We start from the raw sequence: 15,620 nt of genomic DNA on the forward strand, positions 1-15,620 counted from the left end.
TAATCCGAGTAAATTTCAGGTGAAAGATTAACCTATGTATAAAAATTTGCAGGCTTTCCTTTTCACTAATCCTTTACATCCCCATTAATAACGGGTATTACGTAATTACTTTTTAACCTTTTTATCTTTTTTGTCACTTACTTTGTTCATTTGGTTCATCATTTGATTGATTTTTTTCTGTGAGGGTTTTTGTCCCATTTGCATCATCATCATACGTAACATGTCTTCATTAATCGGTGGGTTATCTTTCAAATATTTCATCATATATTGACGTGCAATGAAAAATCCGAGGGCCACACCTGCTAATAGCGCGACGATGATCAAAACGATCCACCATACTGTAGTCATCCGCTATACCTCCTCTACTTCAGTTATTCGATTTTTCTCTACCATGATGGATTATACAACATTGCACTAGTGAATAGCAATGGACCACAATTAAATATTCTAATCATCGCATAATAGCATTTCTTACTTCACACTATTTAAACAGACAAAATAGACCCTATTTTTGAGATTTGGGTCCTTTTTGTCCCTATCCTATAAATATCATGTCAAAGATATGCGGCTTCTTCATATGAACGAAAATCAGTCGTTTTGACCGGTTTCAGCCATCCCCATTCCCCGTGCCCATCCATAACAGCGAAGAAGCGATCTGCCGCCCCAGATAAGGCAACAAACAAATCTAAATCGAGCATGCGGGATCCGTCGCAAAAGACATTAAGCGAATACGATGATAACGAAATAAGAATGGATCCTTTGACGGGATGCGTCAGTTTGTATTCCCCATTTCGGGATTCAATCGACGTAAATCCTTCGCCAAGGTTTGCAATGATAGCCTCATCAATCATTTTCTCTTCAAGCCTGTCACATAAGTAATGGACTTCAGGCATACAATCATTATTCTGCTCATCTTCTTTTAATAGGTCATACAACAGCCGTTCACGTCCAATGACGAATGGCTGGTACATTTCTTTCACTTTATAAATTCCGTATGATCGCAATATCGCCACCCCCTAGAGATAATCCTACATGGTTTGATATAAAAAGGTTGTCATATTGCGGAATAGAACTGCACTATTATTGTCGGAAAAGACGGATAACTAAAAATTCTGTCAAGTAGTCTTGAAAAACAGTCCCGATTACCAGAGTTTCTTCGGCGATCGGGACTGTTTGATTTATTTTTAGTTGTTGATTAACATTTTCACAGTTGCAAGAACATTGTCCTCTGTGAAACCAAATTCTTTGATGACAGTATCTCCAGGTGCACTTGCTCCGAAAGTATCAATCGCGATGATCGCGCCTTCGTCACCAACATATTTATGCCACCCTAATGAAACACCCATTTCGATACCAAGACGTTTTTTTACGTCTTTCGGCAATACGCTTTGTTTGTATGCATCGTCTTGTTTCTCAAACAGGTCCCACGAAGGCATTGAAACAACAGTAACATCGATTCCTTCAGCTAATAGTTTCGCCTGTGAAGATACCGCTAAGCTAACTTCAGAACCGGTTGCAATTAAAATTGCGTCCGCTTGTTTTTTGCTTGCAGGGGATACGATGTAAGCTCCTTTTTTGACGCCTTCCATCGCAAGTTCAGCTGACTTCGGAAGGACAGTCAAGTTTTGACGAGACAATACTAGTGCAGTTGGCGAGTTCTTCGACGACACTGCAATATTCCAAGCAGCTGCAGTTTCGTTAGCGTCAGCCGGACGAATAACTGACAATCCAGGCATCGCACGAAGCGCAGCAAGTTGTTCAACTGGTTCATGTGTAGGACCGTCTTCACCAACAGCTACGCTGTCGTGTGTGAAGACGTATGTGACAGGTATACCCATCAGAGATGAAAGTCGGATAGCGGGACGTACGTAGTCACTGAACACGAAGAACGTCCCACCGAATACATGTAATCCGCCATGTAAAGTCATTCCGTTTAACGCCGTTCCCATTGCAAACTCACGAACACCGAACCAAATATTACGGCCGGAATAATCAGTAGCAAGGAAATCTCCTGCTCCTTTAATTGTCGTCTTGTTAGACCCTGCAAGGTCCGCACTTCCACCAAAGAACGAAGGAAGCTGTTTAGCAATCGCATTGATAGCGTCACCAGATGCAGAACGTGTCGCGTGAGATGAACCCGCTTCATACGTCGGCAAAGATTTTTCAAAGCCTTCAGGTAGTTTACGCTCGATTGCATCTTTCAATTGCTTCGCAAGGTCCGCATGTGTCGTTTCGTATTTTTCAAAAAGTTCGTTCCATTCCTGTTCTTTTTGCACGCCCAATTTCTCGGCAGATTCTTGGAATGTTTCATAGACGCCTTCAGGTACATGGAAATCTTCTTCGAACGTCCATTTATAATATTCTTTTGTCAATTTCATTTCATCTTCACCAAGTGGCATACCATGCGCATCTGATTTTCCAGATCTGTTTGGTGACCCGTAACCGATGACCGTTTTAACTTCGATCATTGTCGGACCTCCGACATTGCCTTTAGCTTCTTCGATAGCTGATGAAACGTGGCCAATGTCGTTACCGTCTTCAACACGGATGTAATTCCAACCATATGATTCAAAGCGCTTACGAATATTTTCAGAGAAAGACATGTCAAGCTCGCCGTCTAGTGAAATATCATTGCTATCATATAGGACAATCAGTTTATTTAACTGCAAGTGACCTGCAAGTGAAATTGCTTCAGCAGCAACGCCTTCCATGAGATCGCCATCACCGCATAGAGCATATGTGTAGTGGTCGACAACGTCAAAACTTGGTTGATTGTACGTTGCAGCAAGGTGTTGTTCTGCCATTGCCATTCCGACTGCCATACCAATACCTTGTCCAAGTGGGCCAGTTGTTGCTTCGACACCGACTGTATGACCGTATTCGGGATGTCCCGGTGTTTTAGAGTTCCATTGTCTGAAGTTCTTGATTTCATCCATCGGAAGTCCATAACCACCAAGATGAAGAAGACTGTATAAAAGCATTGAGCCGTGTCCTGCGGAGAGAACGAAACGGTCACGGTTAAACCACTGTGGATTTGAAGGGTTGTGATGCATATGCTTCGTCCAAAGCGTATAGGCCATTGGAGCAGCCCCCATTGGTAAACCTGGGTGTCCAGAATTCGCTTTTTCGATTGCGTCAATAGAGAGCGTACGGATTGTGTTAATGGCTAGCTGATCAATTTGTTTAGTCATTGTGTACATCCTTCCCGTCATATGTAATTATCTACATATCTTAGTTTAGACAATTCGTGCAGTTAATGCAAAGCTCAGTTTAGATATTTTCCGCCACGGGCGTCTTTCACCTTATCAGGTGTCACATCATTGCCTTCAGTATCAAGAACTTTGACATTCTCAATTGTATTGCGCATTGATGAACGAAATGTCTCTAGATATTCTTTTCGCAGTTGTGTCTGTTCTTTGGCTTCTTCGACCGACAGACCTGCCGTCTTCGATTTTTTTGATAGTTCATTAATTCGTTTCATTTTATCAGCTGATAGCATATTATTTCCTCCATTATAGTTTATGACTACAAACGTATACAAAAAGAGCAGAAAGTGCAATAAATCAGCCTTCCTGCTCCACCTCATATTCTTTATACCTGCGATGCACGGTCGCTTTACTAATATCATGCCCGAGTCCTTTCAAGACACCAGTAATTTCTTCATAGGTTAGTCCTTTGTCCCTCAATGAAACGATTTCAGCTATCGGCACTTCAATCCGTTCACGACCGTCCACGTTACCCCTATTTTTCAAGTTACGCTCGGGTCGATAGCCCTCCCTTACTGCGCGTTTCATGCCCCTTTTGATTTTGGCGTTATGTAGTTTGCGCTGGTACTCTTCGACGATAGCTAAAATCTCAAGTAACATTGTATCCATTTCATTGAGTGCTATAGGTCCGCTATCATTATGTGAATAAATCGCCGTGTCCGTTTTTGCCAATAGATGTAAAACTGCCATCCTTGCATTTCCACGTCCAAGTCTTGTTTCGTCTTGGATTAGGATTGCATCGACTTCCTCGTCACGGATGTAATCCAGCAGACTTAGAAGCCCCTCACGGTCAATGTCAAAACCGCTATGCTTATCCATAAATGTCGCGACATGTTCGAGACCGAGTTCAGTTGCCAAGTCCACAAGCTCCTCTTCTTGCCTCACCAGTGACATTTCCTGCGTTTCTTTCTCAGTGCTCACCCGGCAATAGATGACACATCTTTTATAGTGCCCTGTCATCGATTAACACCCGCCAGTTGTGTATTGTTTTCCCCCACAGTCCGTACAGCAGGCAAAAGTAGATCCTCGCCTCTTTTTATTGTAGCAGATGATAGGTCATTCAATTTTATCACTTCTTTGATCCATTTATCTGTAGACATATTATCCGAGTGAAGATAAGCGAGACCCCAAAGCGTATCCCCTTCAGTAATTGTTATTTTCGTGACCATTTGTTCCTTCTCGTATTTACTTACACCTATAATTGCAAAAACCATACATAAAACGATAATAAGTACAACATAGCTATTTCTTTTAATAAAAGTCATCATTACTCCCCCTTACGAATACTTGTTCGGAATGCTTGTTCTCATTATAGAAAAGGAAAATGAGTTTGTCAACACTTATTCGAACCTGTGTTTGCCATTTATACAAGAGACTGATATAATGAATCTATCGAAAAGACTAGATTGTCGGGAATTTATTTTACGACTTTCGGAAATTAGCAGAATATAAGGTGAGAGGTGAATAGGATGCAAAAAATTTCAAAAAGGCAGGAAGATATTTTGTCTTTCATTAAATCTGAAGTGAAGAAAAAAGGTTATCCACCATCCGTGAGAGAAATTGGCGAGGCTGTCGGTTTGGCATCAAGTTCGACTGTTCACGGGCATTTAGCGCGATTGGAAAGCAAAGGTTTCATTAGAAGAGACCCGACAAAACCGAGAGCAATTGAAGTACTCGATCCAGAAGGCTTAGAAACGTTGAAACCCGGCGTTCTTCACGTACCTCTTGTCGGTAAAGTTACGGCTGGTCTTCCAATTACAGCTATTGAAAATATCGAAGAGTACTTCCCACTACCTGAATCTTTTGGTACATCGGAAGACAATCTGTTCATGCTTGAAATAGTTGGTAACAGTATGATTGAGGCCGGAATTTTGAATGGCGACTATGTTGTCGTTAAACAACAACAGACAGCAAATAACGGCGAGATTGTCGTGGCAATGACCGAATACGATGAAGCTACAGTGAAACGTTTCTTTAAAGAAAAAGATTATTTCCGTCTGCAACCTGAGAATGCTTCAATGGATCCAATCATCCTTGATAACGTATCAATTTTAGGTAAGGTAGTTGGCGTTTATCGTATGATTCATTAATTCTAAGTATGCAAAAGGGCTGTTTCCTTCGATTGAAGGAAACAGCCCTTTTTATTTGTAGCGTTGAGGTGACAGTTTTCAGCTTTGCCGTGACAGTTCACCGTCTTGCCCTCACAGTTCCGCCGATTGCCATGACAGTTCGGCGTTGCCATTACAGTTTTCCGCTTTGCCCTCACAGTTTCACTGATTGCCGTGACAGTTCGGCGTTGCCATTACAGTTTTCCGCTTTGCCCTCACAGTTTCGCTGATTGCCGTGTCAGTTCGTTTAATTTAATTCCCGATTAAGTTTTCCTTAACTAGTTTACCGATTGAAGATAGCACGGCTACTTTTACATGCTCGTACGTCAAGCCACCTTGGACATACGCCGTATAGGGCGGTCTGATGGGGCCGTCTGCCGTCAGTTCGATGCTGGAGCCTTGGATGAATGTCCCTGCCGCCATGATGACATCGTCGGTGTAGCCGGGCATATACGAAGGCTCAGGGGCGTAGTGCGCATTGATAGGCGAGTTTTCTTGAATTGACCGACAGAACGCAATCATTTGATCGGCATTTTCAAAGGATACCGACTGAATTAGATCGGTTCTTTTTTCTGTGTAATGCGGCGATGTGTTGAGTCCGAAACTTTCTAGAAGTGCTGCGGTGAAAAGCGCTCCTTTTACGGCTTGACTGACAACATGTGGCGCTAGGAAAAATCCTTGGTACATTTCCCGCAGCGTATCCAGCGATGCCCCGGCTTCTGCCCCTAGACCTGGTGAAGTCATCCGGTATGCACACTTTTCAACGAGGTCTGCACGCCCAGCGATATAACCACCCGTTCTTGCGAGACCTCCACCTGGATTTTTGATCAGTGAACCTGCCATTAAGTCAACACCGACTTGAATCGGCTCTTGTTCCTCGACAAATTCGCCATAACAGTTGTCGACAAACACAACGAGGTCAGGATTGATGGCCTTCACTTTACGAACCATTTCACCAATTTCATCCACCATGAAAGATGGACGGTCTGAATAGCCTTTTGACCGCTGGATACCAATCATTTTCGTCTTACTGTGAATGTTTTTAGCGACTTCTTCAAAATCGACTGTACCAGCTTCATTCAAATCGATATGTTTATAGGTGATGCCATAATCATGCAGTGAACCCGTGTCTTTCCCTTTTCCAGAAACAATGGAGTCCAATGTATCATAAGGTTTCCCTGTAATATAAAGGAGCTCATCACCTGGTCGCAGGATTCCGAAAAGACTGATTGAAATAGCATGTGTGCCAGATATAATTTGATTGCGTACTAGGCAATCTTCTGCTCCAAAAACGTCAGCGTATACTTGTTCCAATACATCTCGGCCCGCGTCATCATAGCCGTAACCTGTTGAACCAGTCAGGTGAAAATCGCTCACCGTATTTTTACGGAACGCAGCGAGTACTTTCCGTTGATTGTAAAAGGCAGTTTTTTCGATACCTTTGAAAAATGGTGCAAGTTTCTCTTCGATCGCTTCCGCATTCTCAAATAAAAGGTCGTCTTGTTCTGTAAACATAATTGGTATTCCTCATTTCATTAAATAGTCACTTCATTATCTTATCAGTCTGTCCGTAGAGGTCAACGTTTACAAGGTTTTCGTCATTGATTATTAATTGTTATCTGTTAGAATTCTTAAGGGTATATTGAATGGAGGAAATGAAGTGGCTTGGGATGTTTTTAGTTTTATCGGTACGGCAGCATTCGCTATCTCGGGCGCAATTGTTGCGATGGAAGAGGAATATGATATTTTTGGCGTTTATATATTGGGTATGGTCACTGCTTTTGGCGGTGGTGCCGTTCGTAATGTTTTAATAGGTGTGCCTGTCTCTGTATTATGGGATCAGCAATTCTTATTTTTTGTGGCAAGTATTTTGATAACCATTATTTTCTTTTTCTCTAGGTATCTTCTTTCCCATTGGAATAGATGGGGTAATTACTTTGATGCAATCGGATTGGCTGCATTCGCCATTCAAGGCGCCATGCTTGCCATATCACTGAACATGTCAATTTATGCAGTTATGGTTGCAGCAGTTCTAACGGGAGCAGGTGGTGGTGTCATCCGTGACTTGCTCGCAGGAAGGAAGCCACTCGTCTTCAAACGGGACATCTACGCAGTGTGGGCTGCACTCGCCGGTCTTATAGTCGGCCTCGGGCTATTTAAGAGTGATCTGGCACTTTATGCGTTACTTGTGATGACAGCCGGTCTACGTATTTTCTCGCTTGTTTTCCAATGGAAATTGCCAAATGGAAAAATTCATTAAAACCAAAAGCGGAACGGGGATTTTACTCCCTGTTCCGCTTTTGGTTACGTCTAGACTTCAGCGCCTAGAGGCTCGGTCATAAGTCGGTCCAACTATGCGGCAAAGAACGCCGCTTCGTCGGCACGTCTTATGTCTGCCGCGGGCCCACAGGATGTGGGTCATGTAGCTGTTGCCACAGGAAGTGGCGCACTTAAGCTACATTCATTTGTTACAGGCGCTTTCGCTTTTGGTTATTCCGTTTCGTCTTTTAAAATTACCGGTTTCGTTGGGACATATGTGGAGATCGCATGTTTATAAATTAGTTGTTGCTTGCCGTCCGACTCAAGCAAGACGGTATAATTGTCATACGATTTAATAAGTCCTTTCAATTGAAATCCATTCAGTAAGAATACCGTTACAAATGTATTATTCTTTCGTAACGAGTTTAAAAACGTTTCTTGCATGTTAACCTGTTTCATACGCCGAATCCTCCAGTTGTCATAGCTATATTTCTAGTGCTCCACTTACTTTATTCGACCCAGATTATCGAAACCCTTCAAGATTGCCAAAATTCTATTTACAATTTCAGTAGTTCCCAATTCTGCATCGAACCAGCTGATGTCCAGTTTGTTGCGGAAATAGGTCATTTGCCGTTTTGCGTAGTTACGCGTATTTTTTTTAATTAATTCAACAGCGTCGTCTAGTAACAACTTCTCTTCGATATATTGATGAAGTTCTTTATAGCCAATCGCTTGTACAGATTGTACGCCACGAATTTCTTCATCCCATAATCGTTTCGCTTCCTCTAGAAGACCTTTCTCCATCATTATGTCGACACGGAGACCAATCCGTTCATAGAGCACATCCCGGTCCATTTCAAGACCAACAATGAGATGGTCATAAAGAGATGCGTGTCCTGCGTCGTCTTCATGATCTTCCTTTGTTTTACCTGTAACTTCAATGATTTCAAGCGCTCGAACAAGCCGGCGATGATTATTCGGGTGAATTTTTTCAGCACTCACCGGGTCAAGCTCAACCAGTTTTTCATACAGATATGCGGCCCCTTTTTCAGCAAGTTCGTGCTCCAAGCGTTTCCTTACTTCTAGATCCGCCGCTTCTTCTGTAAAACGGAAATCGAACAGTACGGATTGAATGTATAATCCGGTACCCCCTACGATGATTGGAGTTTTTCCACGGCCCTGTATATCTTTTATCCACTTTCGTACATCCGTTTGGTACTCTGCAACAGAAAAAGGTTCATTCGGTTCTTTTACATCGAATAAATGATGCGGGATGCCATTCATCTCTTCTTCTGTGATTTTGGCTGTCCCGATATCAAGCCCTTTGTATACTTGCATCGCATCACCATTAATGACTTCCCCGCCAATTATTTTGGCAAGTTCAATACTTAACGACGTCTTTCCAGATGCTGTTGGTCCGACGATTGCGATTACTTCAGGATATTTGCTCATTTTTTTCAATCCAGTCATAAACGGTTTTGAATACGTGTTGACGGTTCTTTTCATGGAGCATTTCATGCCTGCCACCTTCGAACAAAAGTACCGTAACATCTTCTAGGCCCGCCTTATTGTATTGCTTTGCTACACTCCAAACCCCTTTTCCACTGTCACCTACCGGATCTTCACTCCCTGAAAAAAGGATAATAGGAAGTTTTTTAGGGATTTTATTTATTTCATCTATGTCATGGATTTCTCCAAGTCCTTTGAATAAATCCGCAAAAAAACGTGTGGTTGGGACTACTCCACAAGCGGGGTCAATCAAATATTTCTCAACAGCTTCAGTATCGGTAGAAAGCCAGTCAAATGGCGTTTTCGGTTGATGAACCGACTTATTGAAACCACCAAAAACGAGTTTGTTTAGGAAATTATCTGGCTGATCAAAACCGTTTTTCTTGCCGTGCAGATAAGCAACTGCCTGCCCTGCGAAGCGGCTTGCACCAGGGTCTCCGCCTGTCCCTGAAAATATTGCCAGATCAACTTCACTGCCATGGAGTTGGACATATCTCCGTGCGACGAACGATCCCATACTATGACCGAACAGAACGAAACGCGGGGATGGATACTGCTCCCGAAGTTTCGAAATGACTTCGAAAGCATCCTGAACAACGTGGTCAAATCCGTCCTCATCGGCAAAATGCCCTTTTATTCCGTTCATTTTAGCCGTCTTGCCATGTCCCCGGTGGTCGTGACCAGATACGATATATCCTTTCTCCACGAGATAGTATGCAAATTCTACATATCTGCCAATATGTTCGGACATGCCGTGAAGAAGATGGATATGTCCAATCGGATTACCTTCTGGTTTCATCACGATGGCATGAATTAAAAAACCATCTGACATTTCAAGTGTCGCTTCTCTCATTGGAATGCACCGTCCTTCGCTTTTGTCTCGATCAATATGAACATTTTGATAGGGAATATCGCGTTCCAGTCACGTTTCTGCAACATTTAGTACTGCAAATTACCTCTGTAGACCGGTTAGAGGTCTCTGACGCTAAGTTTCGAATCCTTGGGCTAGCGACTCAAACAATCCACGTGTACATGCATTCAGCACGATTACACAGGTAGTACGAATATATACTTCCTCAATCTGCTTTCTACATCACTCGTTTGAACATTTTTTCCAGTTCATACGTCGTGAAATGGATAAGCACTGGCCTGCCATGTGGACAAGTAAATGGATTGTCGACTGCAGATAGATCATTCAACAGCCTTTCCATATCTGCTAGTGTCAAATGGTGATTTGCTTTGATGGAGCGTTTACAACTCATCATAATGGCTGCTTCTTCACGCAATTTACCGATATCAATTTTTCGTGTAGTCAACACTTGCTCAATAATATCTTCGATGATAACCGTCTCTTCTCCTGTTGGAAACCAAGATGGATATTCTTTTACCGCATAGGAAGAAGGTCCAAACTCCTCTAGGAAGATACCGACTTCCTGCAACATACTCATGTTTTCCTCAATTTTCGTTTTCTCGTCTGCTGAGTAATGGAACATAAGAGGAATTAGTAACATTTGACGTTCTTCATTATCCGTCTCACTCAATTTATCCCTAAAAAACTCATACTTTATTCGTTCTTGGGCTGCATGCTGGTCAATCATGAAGAAACCGTCTTCATTTTGCGCAACAATATAGGTACCATGAACCTGTCCAACTGGCGCTAGAGCCGGGAATTTTTTATCTACTTCTTGTTGTTCAACTTCTTCTAGGGCAATCTGCGGTTCATTGACCATCCAAGGCTTTTGTTCAACGGGATCATTTTCAGGAAGATCATAAGACTCGTACGCTGGTTTTTCTAGTGGTTTCATTGACGGTGCTGCCACTGTTGTTGGCCTTTCTGTTCGGAATTGATTCCACATATTTACTTGTTCAGATTGATTTTTCTTGGCAGGTTCTTTTTTTATAGCGTCAGGAACGATTGTGTTTTTCCGAATAGCCTTCTGAATAGATTCTTTAATGAGCGCCAGTAACTCACCCTCTTTACTCATGCGGATATGTTGTTTGGAAGGATGCACATTGACGTCTGTCAAATAGGGATCCCCTTCAACGTTGATAACCGAGATTGGAGAGCGTCCTATCGGCAAATACGTATGGAATGCATCTAGAATTGCATGATTGATCGCATTGCTCTTCACCCATCTGCCATTGACGATTAACGTCATATAGTTTCTTGACGCACGTGTCATTTCGGGCAATGTTACATGACCCGAAACTTTGTAATCCGCATTCTCGCCCGCGAAGCTCACCATTTTACGGGCGACAGCTATACCGTAGATATCTGAAAGCACACGGCGTTGATCTCCGCTTCCCGCTGTCTGCAATAGTACTTGACTGTAATGCGAGAGTTTAAACGCAATTGTAGGATGGCTTAGTGCAAGTCGATTGACGAGATCGATTGTATGGCCCAGTTCTGTTTGAATTGTTTTCATATATTTTAGGCGTGCAGGCGTATTGAAAAACAATTGAGAAACAGTAATGTCCGTTCCTTTGCGGAATGCCGCATTATCATGTTTGACAAGTCGACCTCCGTCAATTTGGACTTCTGTGCCTTCTGTTTCTCCGTCAGAAGTCCACATAATTATCTTGGACACGGATGCAATACTCGCAAGTGCTTCTCCCCGGAACCCAAGCGTACGAATTCGGAATAAATCATGGTCATTTGATATCTTACTTGTTGCATGCCGCTCAAACGCTTGAACAGCATCTTTTTTAGACATGCCATTGCCGTTATCTGTTACACGAATTGTCAGTAGACCGGCTTCCTCAAGTCCAATTTCAATCACAGTACTTTCTGCATCAATCGCATTTTCAACGAGCTCTTTCACGATGGAAGCAGGACGTTCGACGACTTCGCCCGCAGCGATTTTATTGGACAGCGTATCGTCCATCACTTTGATGATGTCTATCGGTCTCACCCTTTCTTAGGTCTGAGCTTTTCTTTCAATTCATGGATGTATTGCAGTGCCTGGAACGGTGTCATATTAAGTAGATCAGCATCGTTCAGATTAGTCAGCACATCTTGCTCTTCTGCCGACAAGGTAACCTGCTCATCGTGTTGAATATCAAAAAAGTTCAATTGCGTTGGTTCATCTTCATGAACCGTTCGTTTTTCCACATTTTCAAATGTAGTGAGTAATGTTTTTGCTCGGTTGAGAAGCGATTCGGGTAGACCTGCAAGATCTGCAACGTAAATTCCGTAACTTTTATCAGCCGGCCCCGCCATCACTTTATGGAGAAAGACGACTTTTCCATCCTGTTCCATTGCAGCGACATGAACATTTTCAAGTCGAGATAGTTCATTATCCAAATTGGTCAGCTCATGATAATGGGTAGAAAACAGTGTATTCGCTCCAATTTCATTGTGAATATGTTCCATCATCGCCTGCGCTAATGCCATACCATCATATGTTGAAGTACCGCGTCCGATTTCATCAAAAAGGAGAAGACTTTGTGCAGTTGCATTTGCGATTGCGAATTGAGATTCCATCATTTCCATCATAAACGTACTTTGTCCTGAAGCTAGGTCATCCGCTGCACCAATTCTTGTGAATATTTGATCGGTAACAGGAAGTGACGCCTGATCGCAAGGTACGTAGCAGCCAATCTGCGCCATCACGACAATGAGCGCTACTTGCCGCATGTATGTACTTTTACCGGACATATTTGGTCCCGTGATAAGCAACATATTCGCTTCATCAGTCAATTTGCAGTTATTAGGAACATAAAGAGAATGGTCAATCATCTTTTCAACGACCGGATGACGCCCGTTCTTGATTTCCAATGCTTTTCCATCGTGAAATACTGGTTTTACGTAGTTACGCTTTTCCGAAACCGCTGCGAATGAAAGAAGGACATCCAGTTCGCTTAAGACACTTGCAAGATGCTGAATATGCCTAATATGTGTTTTCATGGAATCCCGAACCTTACTGAATAACTGATACTCTAGCTCTAGTCCTCCCGCTTCCGCATTGAGGATAAGATCTTCCTTCTCTTTTAGCTCAGGAGTTATGTAACGTTCAGCATTCGCAAGCGTCTGCTTTCTTTCATATCGTTCCAAATCGGCAAGGTGGATATTGGATTTCGTAATCTCTATATAATAGCCGAATATTCTGTTGTATCCTATTTTTAACGATTTAATGCCTGTCCGCTCGCGTTCCTCGCGTTCAAGTTCTGCAAGCCACGCCTTACCATTTTTTGAAGCATCACGGTATTGGTCGAGTTTTTCATCGTAGCCATCCTTGATGATGCCGCCTTCTTTAACGGATAGTGGCGGATTTTCAGCAATTGCTAGTTCAAGAATGTGTAGCGCTTCTTCGCAACCGTCAATTCGTTCGGAAAACTGATTTAGTAACGGTCTTTCTGATTCATGAAGTGCTTTTTTTATGTTTGGGACACGACGGAGTGAGTTACGAAGTTGTGCAAGATCCCTTCCACTCGCACTTCCCATTGAAATTCGCCCAGCGAGTCTCTCTAAATCGTATACTTCTTTTAGGCTTGTCTTCAATTCATCCCGCAGAAAAAACTCTTCAATAAGTTCAGTTACTGCATCCAGTCGATTTTCAATGGCTCTTTTCTCAGCTAATGGCTGATGAATCCACATTTTTAATTTACGGGCGCCCATCGCTGTAACAGTCTCGTCAAGCAACCAGTAAAGCGTGCCATCCTTGCTACCATTGCGAATTGATTGGATGAGTTCCAGATTACGCATTGAATTGGCATCAATGGATAGTTTCGTTTGTTTCTGGATAAATTCGAATGGACGTATATGATCGAGTGCCGTTTTCTGTGTGCGCCTAACATAAGATACAAGCATGCTACATGCTTCCTTGACCTCGTTTGGAATTGCACCAAAAAGATTCTCCATTTCGAACTGTTCCTCGCCATACTCGATGGACAATACAATACTGCGTTTCGCCATGCTATCACTGAGAGCGAGATGCAGTCCTTCATCGACAACGACTTCTTTCATACCCAGTGCCTCAATTTCGGCAATCAGCGTCCGCTCGTCGCCTTCCACAGACTCCACTTTACCTTCACCAGTTGCTAGGTCAAGATAAGCGAGTGCATACTTATTACCATCAATAATGTCAGCCGATCCGATGAAATGATTCGTGTTCGCATCAATTGTTTTTCCTTCGGTCATCGTACCAGGAGTAATAATTTTAACGACTTCCCTTTTGACGATGCCTTTCGCTTCTTTTGGATCTTCCGTCTGCTCACAAATAGCCACTTTATGCCCTTTACGTACGAGCGTTTCTATATAACCTGCAGCCGCATGATAGGGTACTCCGCACATCGGAATCCGATCGCGACTCCCAGAATCTCGACTGGTTAATGTAATTTCAAGTATTTGAGATGCTTCTTCCGCATCCGTGAAAAACAGTTCATAGAAATCGCCTAATCTAAAAAACAGAAAGGCATCTTTATGTTCCGATTTCACTTTTAAATATTGTTGGATCATTGGTGTGTGTGTTGTCATTTTTTAACCTCGCTACAAATTCTATTTTTTATTATTATAACAAACTTGGGCAACGAAGAGCCCAAGTTCTGCGTGATTTTTACGGTCTTCAAAAATCTAAGCAAATACCGGACAACGAAGAGTCCGGTATTTGTGTAATTGCAACTTCGTAATTCAAATGGCAACATTTCGATTCTAACTGCAACTCCACCGTTCTAATTGCAACTTTACGATTCTAACCGCAACTTCACCGCTCTAATCTCAACTTTGCATTTCTAATGGCAACTTCACGATTCTAATCTCAACTACACATTTATCATCATAAACTTCGGCTATGAAGGGTGCGTACCTGCACACCCACGGAATCCATCAAAAAGAAAAAAAGCCGGTAGTGTTTGCCGGCTCTCAAAATGACGATGATTCTCTACCTTGTTTCTGACTATGCCCTTGGTCACTGCCCCGCACTTGCGCTTGCTCATGTCCTGGACTGTGGTCATGATCATGTGATGATGATTCATCACGGAATGACCATTCCTCTTCAAAACTTTGTGGATGTACCGTAATACAGACTTTTGTTTCGCCAACAACTTCTGCCATCAATTCTCGTTCGATCGTAATACAGAACTTCTCACCACATTCCGAAATAACCGCTTCTGTACAGTTCGGATGCTGGATAACATCAACGATGACTTCTTCATGCCCAGATGTCGGTTCGTCTCGATAATGCAAACGAATCCGGTCCTTGTAAGGAATTGACTCCGTAAACACAGATGTCTTTGAATGTTCTTGATGGGAATACCAAACATTGACGTCGAACTTACCGGTAACTTCGATGAATTTACCGACCTTTTTCGCCTGATGTGTATGGTTGATGACCCAACATCCGAGTATACTCGTCGGACTATTTGGCGGCTTCAGTGTCACAGTCGTCTCAGTCCGCTTCTTCCCCTTGGCAATAACCGTCTTCGTCACGATCTGACGTAAATTTTTCAGTTCGATTCCTCCTCCATTCGCTTCAATCCA

The 15,620-nt window shown here is 42.7% G+C and carries 15 protein-coding genes; 2 read left to right on the top strand and 13 right to left on the bottom strand.

The window, feature by feature from the left end; genetic code table 11:
* Positions 1–105: 105 nt before the first annotated feature.
* From AZE41_RS15090 to yneA, 6 genes are all read right to left on the bottom strand, one after another.
* On the bottom strand, positions 106–348 hold the full coding sequence (locus tag AZE41_RS15090) for a YneF family protein (protein ID WP_067211048.1): 243 nt from the start codon (positions 346–348) through the stop codon (positions 106–108).
* A gap of 206 nt (positions 349–554) precedes the next feature.
* The gene (gene sirA / locus AZE41_RS15095; protein ID WP_067211050.1) at positions 555–1,004 is read right to left on the bottom strand and encodes a sporulation inhibitor of replication protein SirA; all 450 of its coding nucleotides are present in this window, start codon (positions 1,002–1,004) and stop codon (positions 555–557) included.
* A 180-nt stretch (positions 1,005–1,184) separates the two neighbouring features.
* Positions 1,185–3,191: a transketolase gene (tkt, locus tag AZE41_RS15100; protein ID WP_067211052.1), complete on the bottom strand. Its 2,007-nt coding sequence runs from the start codon at positions 3,189–3,191 to the stop codon at positions 1,185–1,187.
* Between the two features lie 74 nt (positions 3,192–3,265).
* On the bottom strand, positions 3,266–3,499 hold the full coding sequence (locus tag AZE41_RS15105) for a DUF896 domain-containing protein (RefSeq protein WP_067211055.1): 234 nt from the start codon (positions 3,497–3,499) through the stop codon (positions 3,266–3,268).
* A 64-nt stretch (positions 3,500–3,563) separates the two neighbouring features.
* Entirely contained in the window at positions 3,564–4,226 is a 663-nt protein-coding gene (locus AZE41_RS15110; protein WP_067211058.1) for a YneB family resolvase-like protein, read from the bottom strand.
* Positions 4,223–4,531 (bottom strand): cell division suppressor protein YneA, encoded by a 309-nt coding sequence (gene yneA, locus AZE41_RS15115; RefSeq protein WP_067211060.1) that lies wholly within the window; start codon positions 4,529–4,531, stop codon positions 4,223–4,225. The genes AZE41_RS15110 and yneA overlap by 4 nt, the downstream gene beginning before the upstream one ends.
* Before the next feature lie 204 nt (positions 4,532–4,735).
* Between yneA and lexA the strand changes: the two genes are divergently transcribed.
* Entirely contained in the window at positions 4,736–5,356 is a 621-nt protein-coding gene (gene lexA, locus AZE41_RS15120) for a transcriptional repressor LexA (protein ID WP_067211062.1), read from the top strand.
* A gap of 270 nt (positions 5,357–5,626) precedes the next feature.
* Here the strand turns inward: lexA and AZE41_RS15125 are convergent, their stop codons facing one another.
* Positions 5,627–6,889, bottom strand: a complete 1,263-nt coding sequence (locus AZE41_RS15125) for a methionine gamma-lyase family protein (protein ID WP_067211065.1) — start codon at positions 6,887–6,889, stop codon at positions 5,627–5,629.
* A gap of 145 nt (positions 6,890–7,034) precedes the next feature.
* Here AZE41_RS15125 and AZE41_RS15130 point away from each other — a divergent pair, with 145 nt between their 5' ends.
* A complete protein-coding gene (locus AZE41_RS15130; RefSeq protein ID WP_067211066.1) occupies positions 7,035–7,634 on the top strand; it encodes a trimeric intracellular cation channel family protein in 600 nt (199 codons plus the stop codon).
* Positions 7,635–7,864: 230 nt separating this feature from the next.
* On the opposite strand, the gene hfq is transcribed toward AZE41_RS15130, so the two are convergent.
* From hfq to cotE, 6 genes are all read right to left on the bottom strand, one after another.
* A complete protein-coding gene (gene hfq, locus AZE41_RS15135; protein ID WP_067211068.1) occupies positions 7,865–8,092 on the bottom strand; it encodes an RNA chaperone Hfq in 228 nt (75 codons plus the stop codon).
* Between the two features lie 45 nt (positions 8,093–8,137).
* Complete coding sequence (miaA, locus tag AZE41_RS15140) at positions 8,138–9,103, bottom strand: tRNA (adenosine(37)-N6)-dimethylallyltransferase MiaA (protein WP_418064825.1); 966 nt, start codon at positions 9,101–9,103, stop codon at positions 8,138–8,140.
* Complete coding sequence (locus AZE41_RS15145; protein ID WP_067211071.1) at positions 9,069–9,995, bottom strand: alpha/beta fold hydrolase; 927 nt, start codon at positions 9,993–9,995, stop codon at positions 9,069–9,071. Before AZE41_RS15145 ends, miaA begins: the two co-directional genes overlap by 35 nt.
* Positions 9,996–10,230: 235 nt before the next feature.
* Positions 10,231–12,045: a DNA mismatch repair endonuclease MutL gene (gene mutL / locus AZE41_RS15150; RefSeq protein WP_067214008.1), complete on the bottom strand. Its 1,815-nt coding sequence runs from the start codon at positions 12,043–12,045 to the stop codon at positions 10,231–10,233.
* A 5-nt stretch (positions 12,046–12,050) separates the two neighbouring features.
* Positions 12,051–14,618, bottom strand: coding sequence for a DNA mismatch repair protein MutS (mutS, locus tag AZE41_RS15155; RefSeq protein ID WP_067211073.1), 2,568 nt, complete (start codon positions 14,616–14,618; stop codon positions 12,051–12,053).
* Between the two features lie 384 nt (positions 14,619–15,002).
* Positions 15,003–15,569 carry an outer spore coat protein CotE gene (cotE, locus tag AZE41_RS15160; RefSeq protein WP_231885693.1) on the bottom strand — a complete coding sequence of 189 codons (567 nt, stop codon included), beginning with the start codon at positions 15,567–15,569 and terminating at the stop codon, positions 15,003–15,005.
* Positions 15,570–15,620 lie beyond the last annotated feature (51 nt).

This window comes from Sporosarcina psychrophila (assembly GCF_001590685.1).
GTDB classification, from domain to species: domain Bacteria; phylum Bacillota; class Bacilli; order Bacillales_A; family Planococcaceae; genus Sporosarcina; species Sporosarcina psychrophila.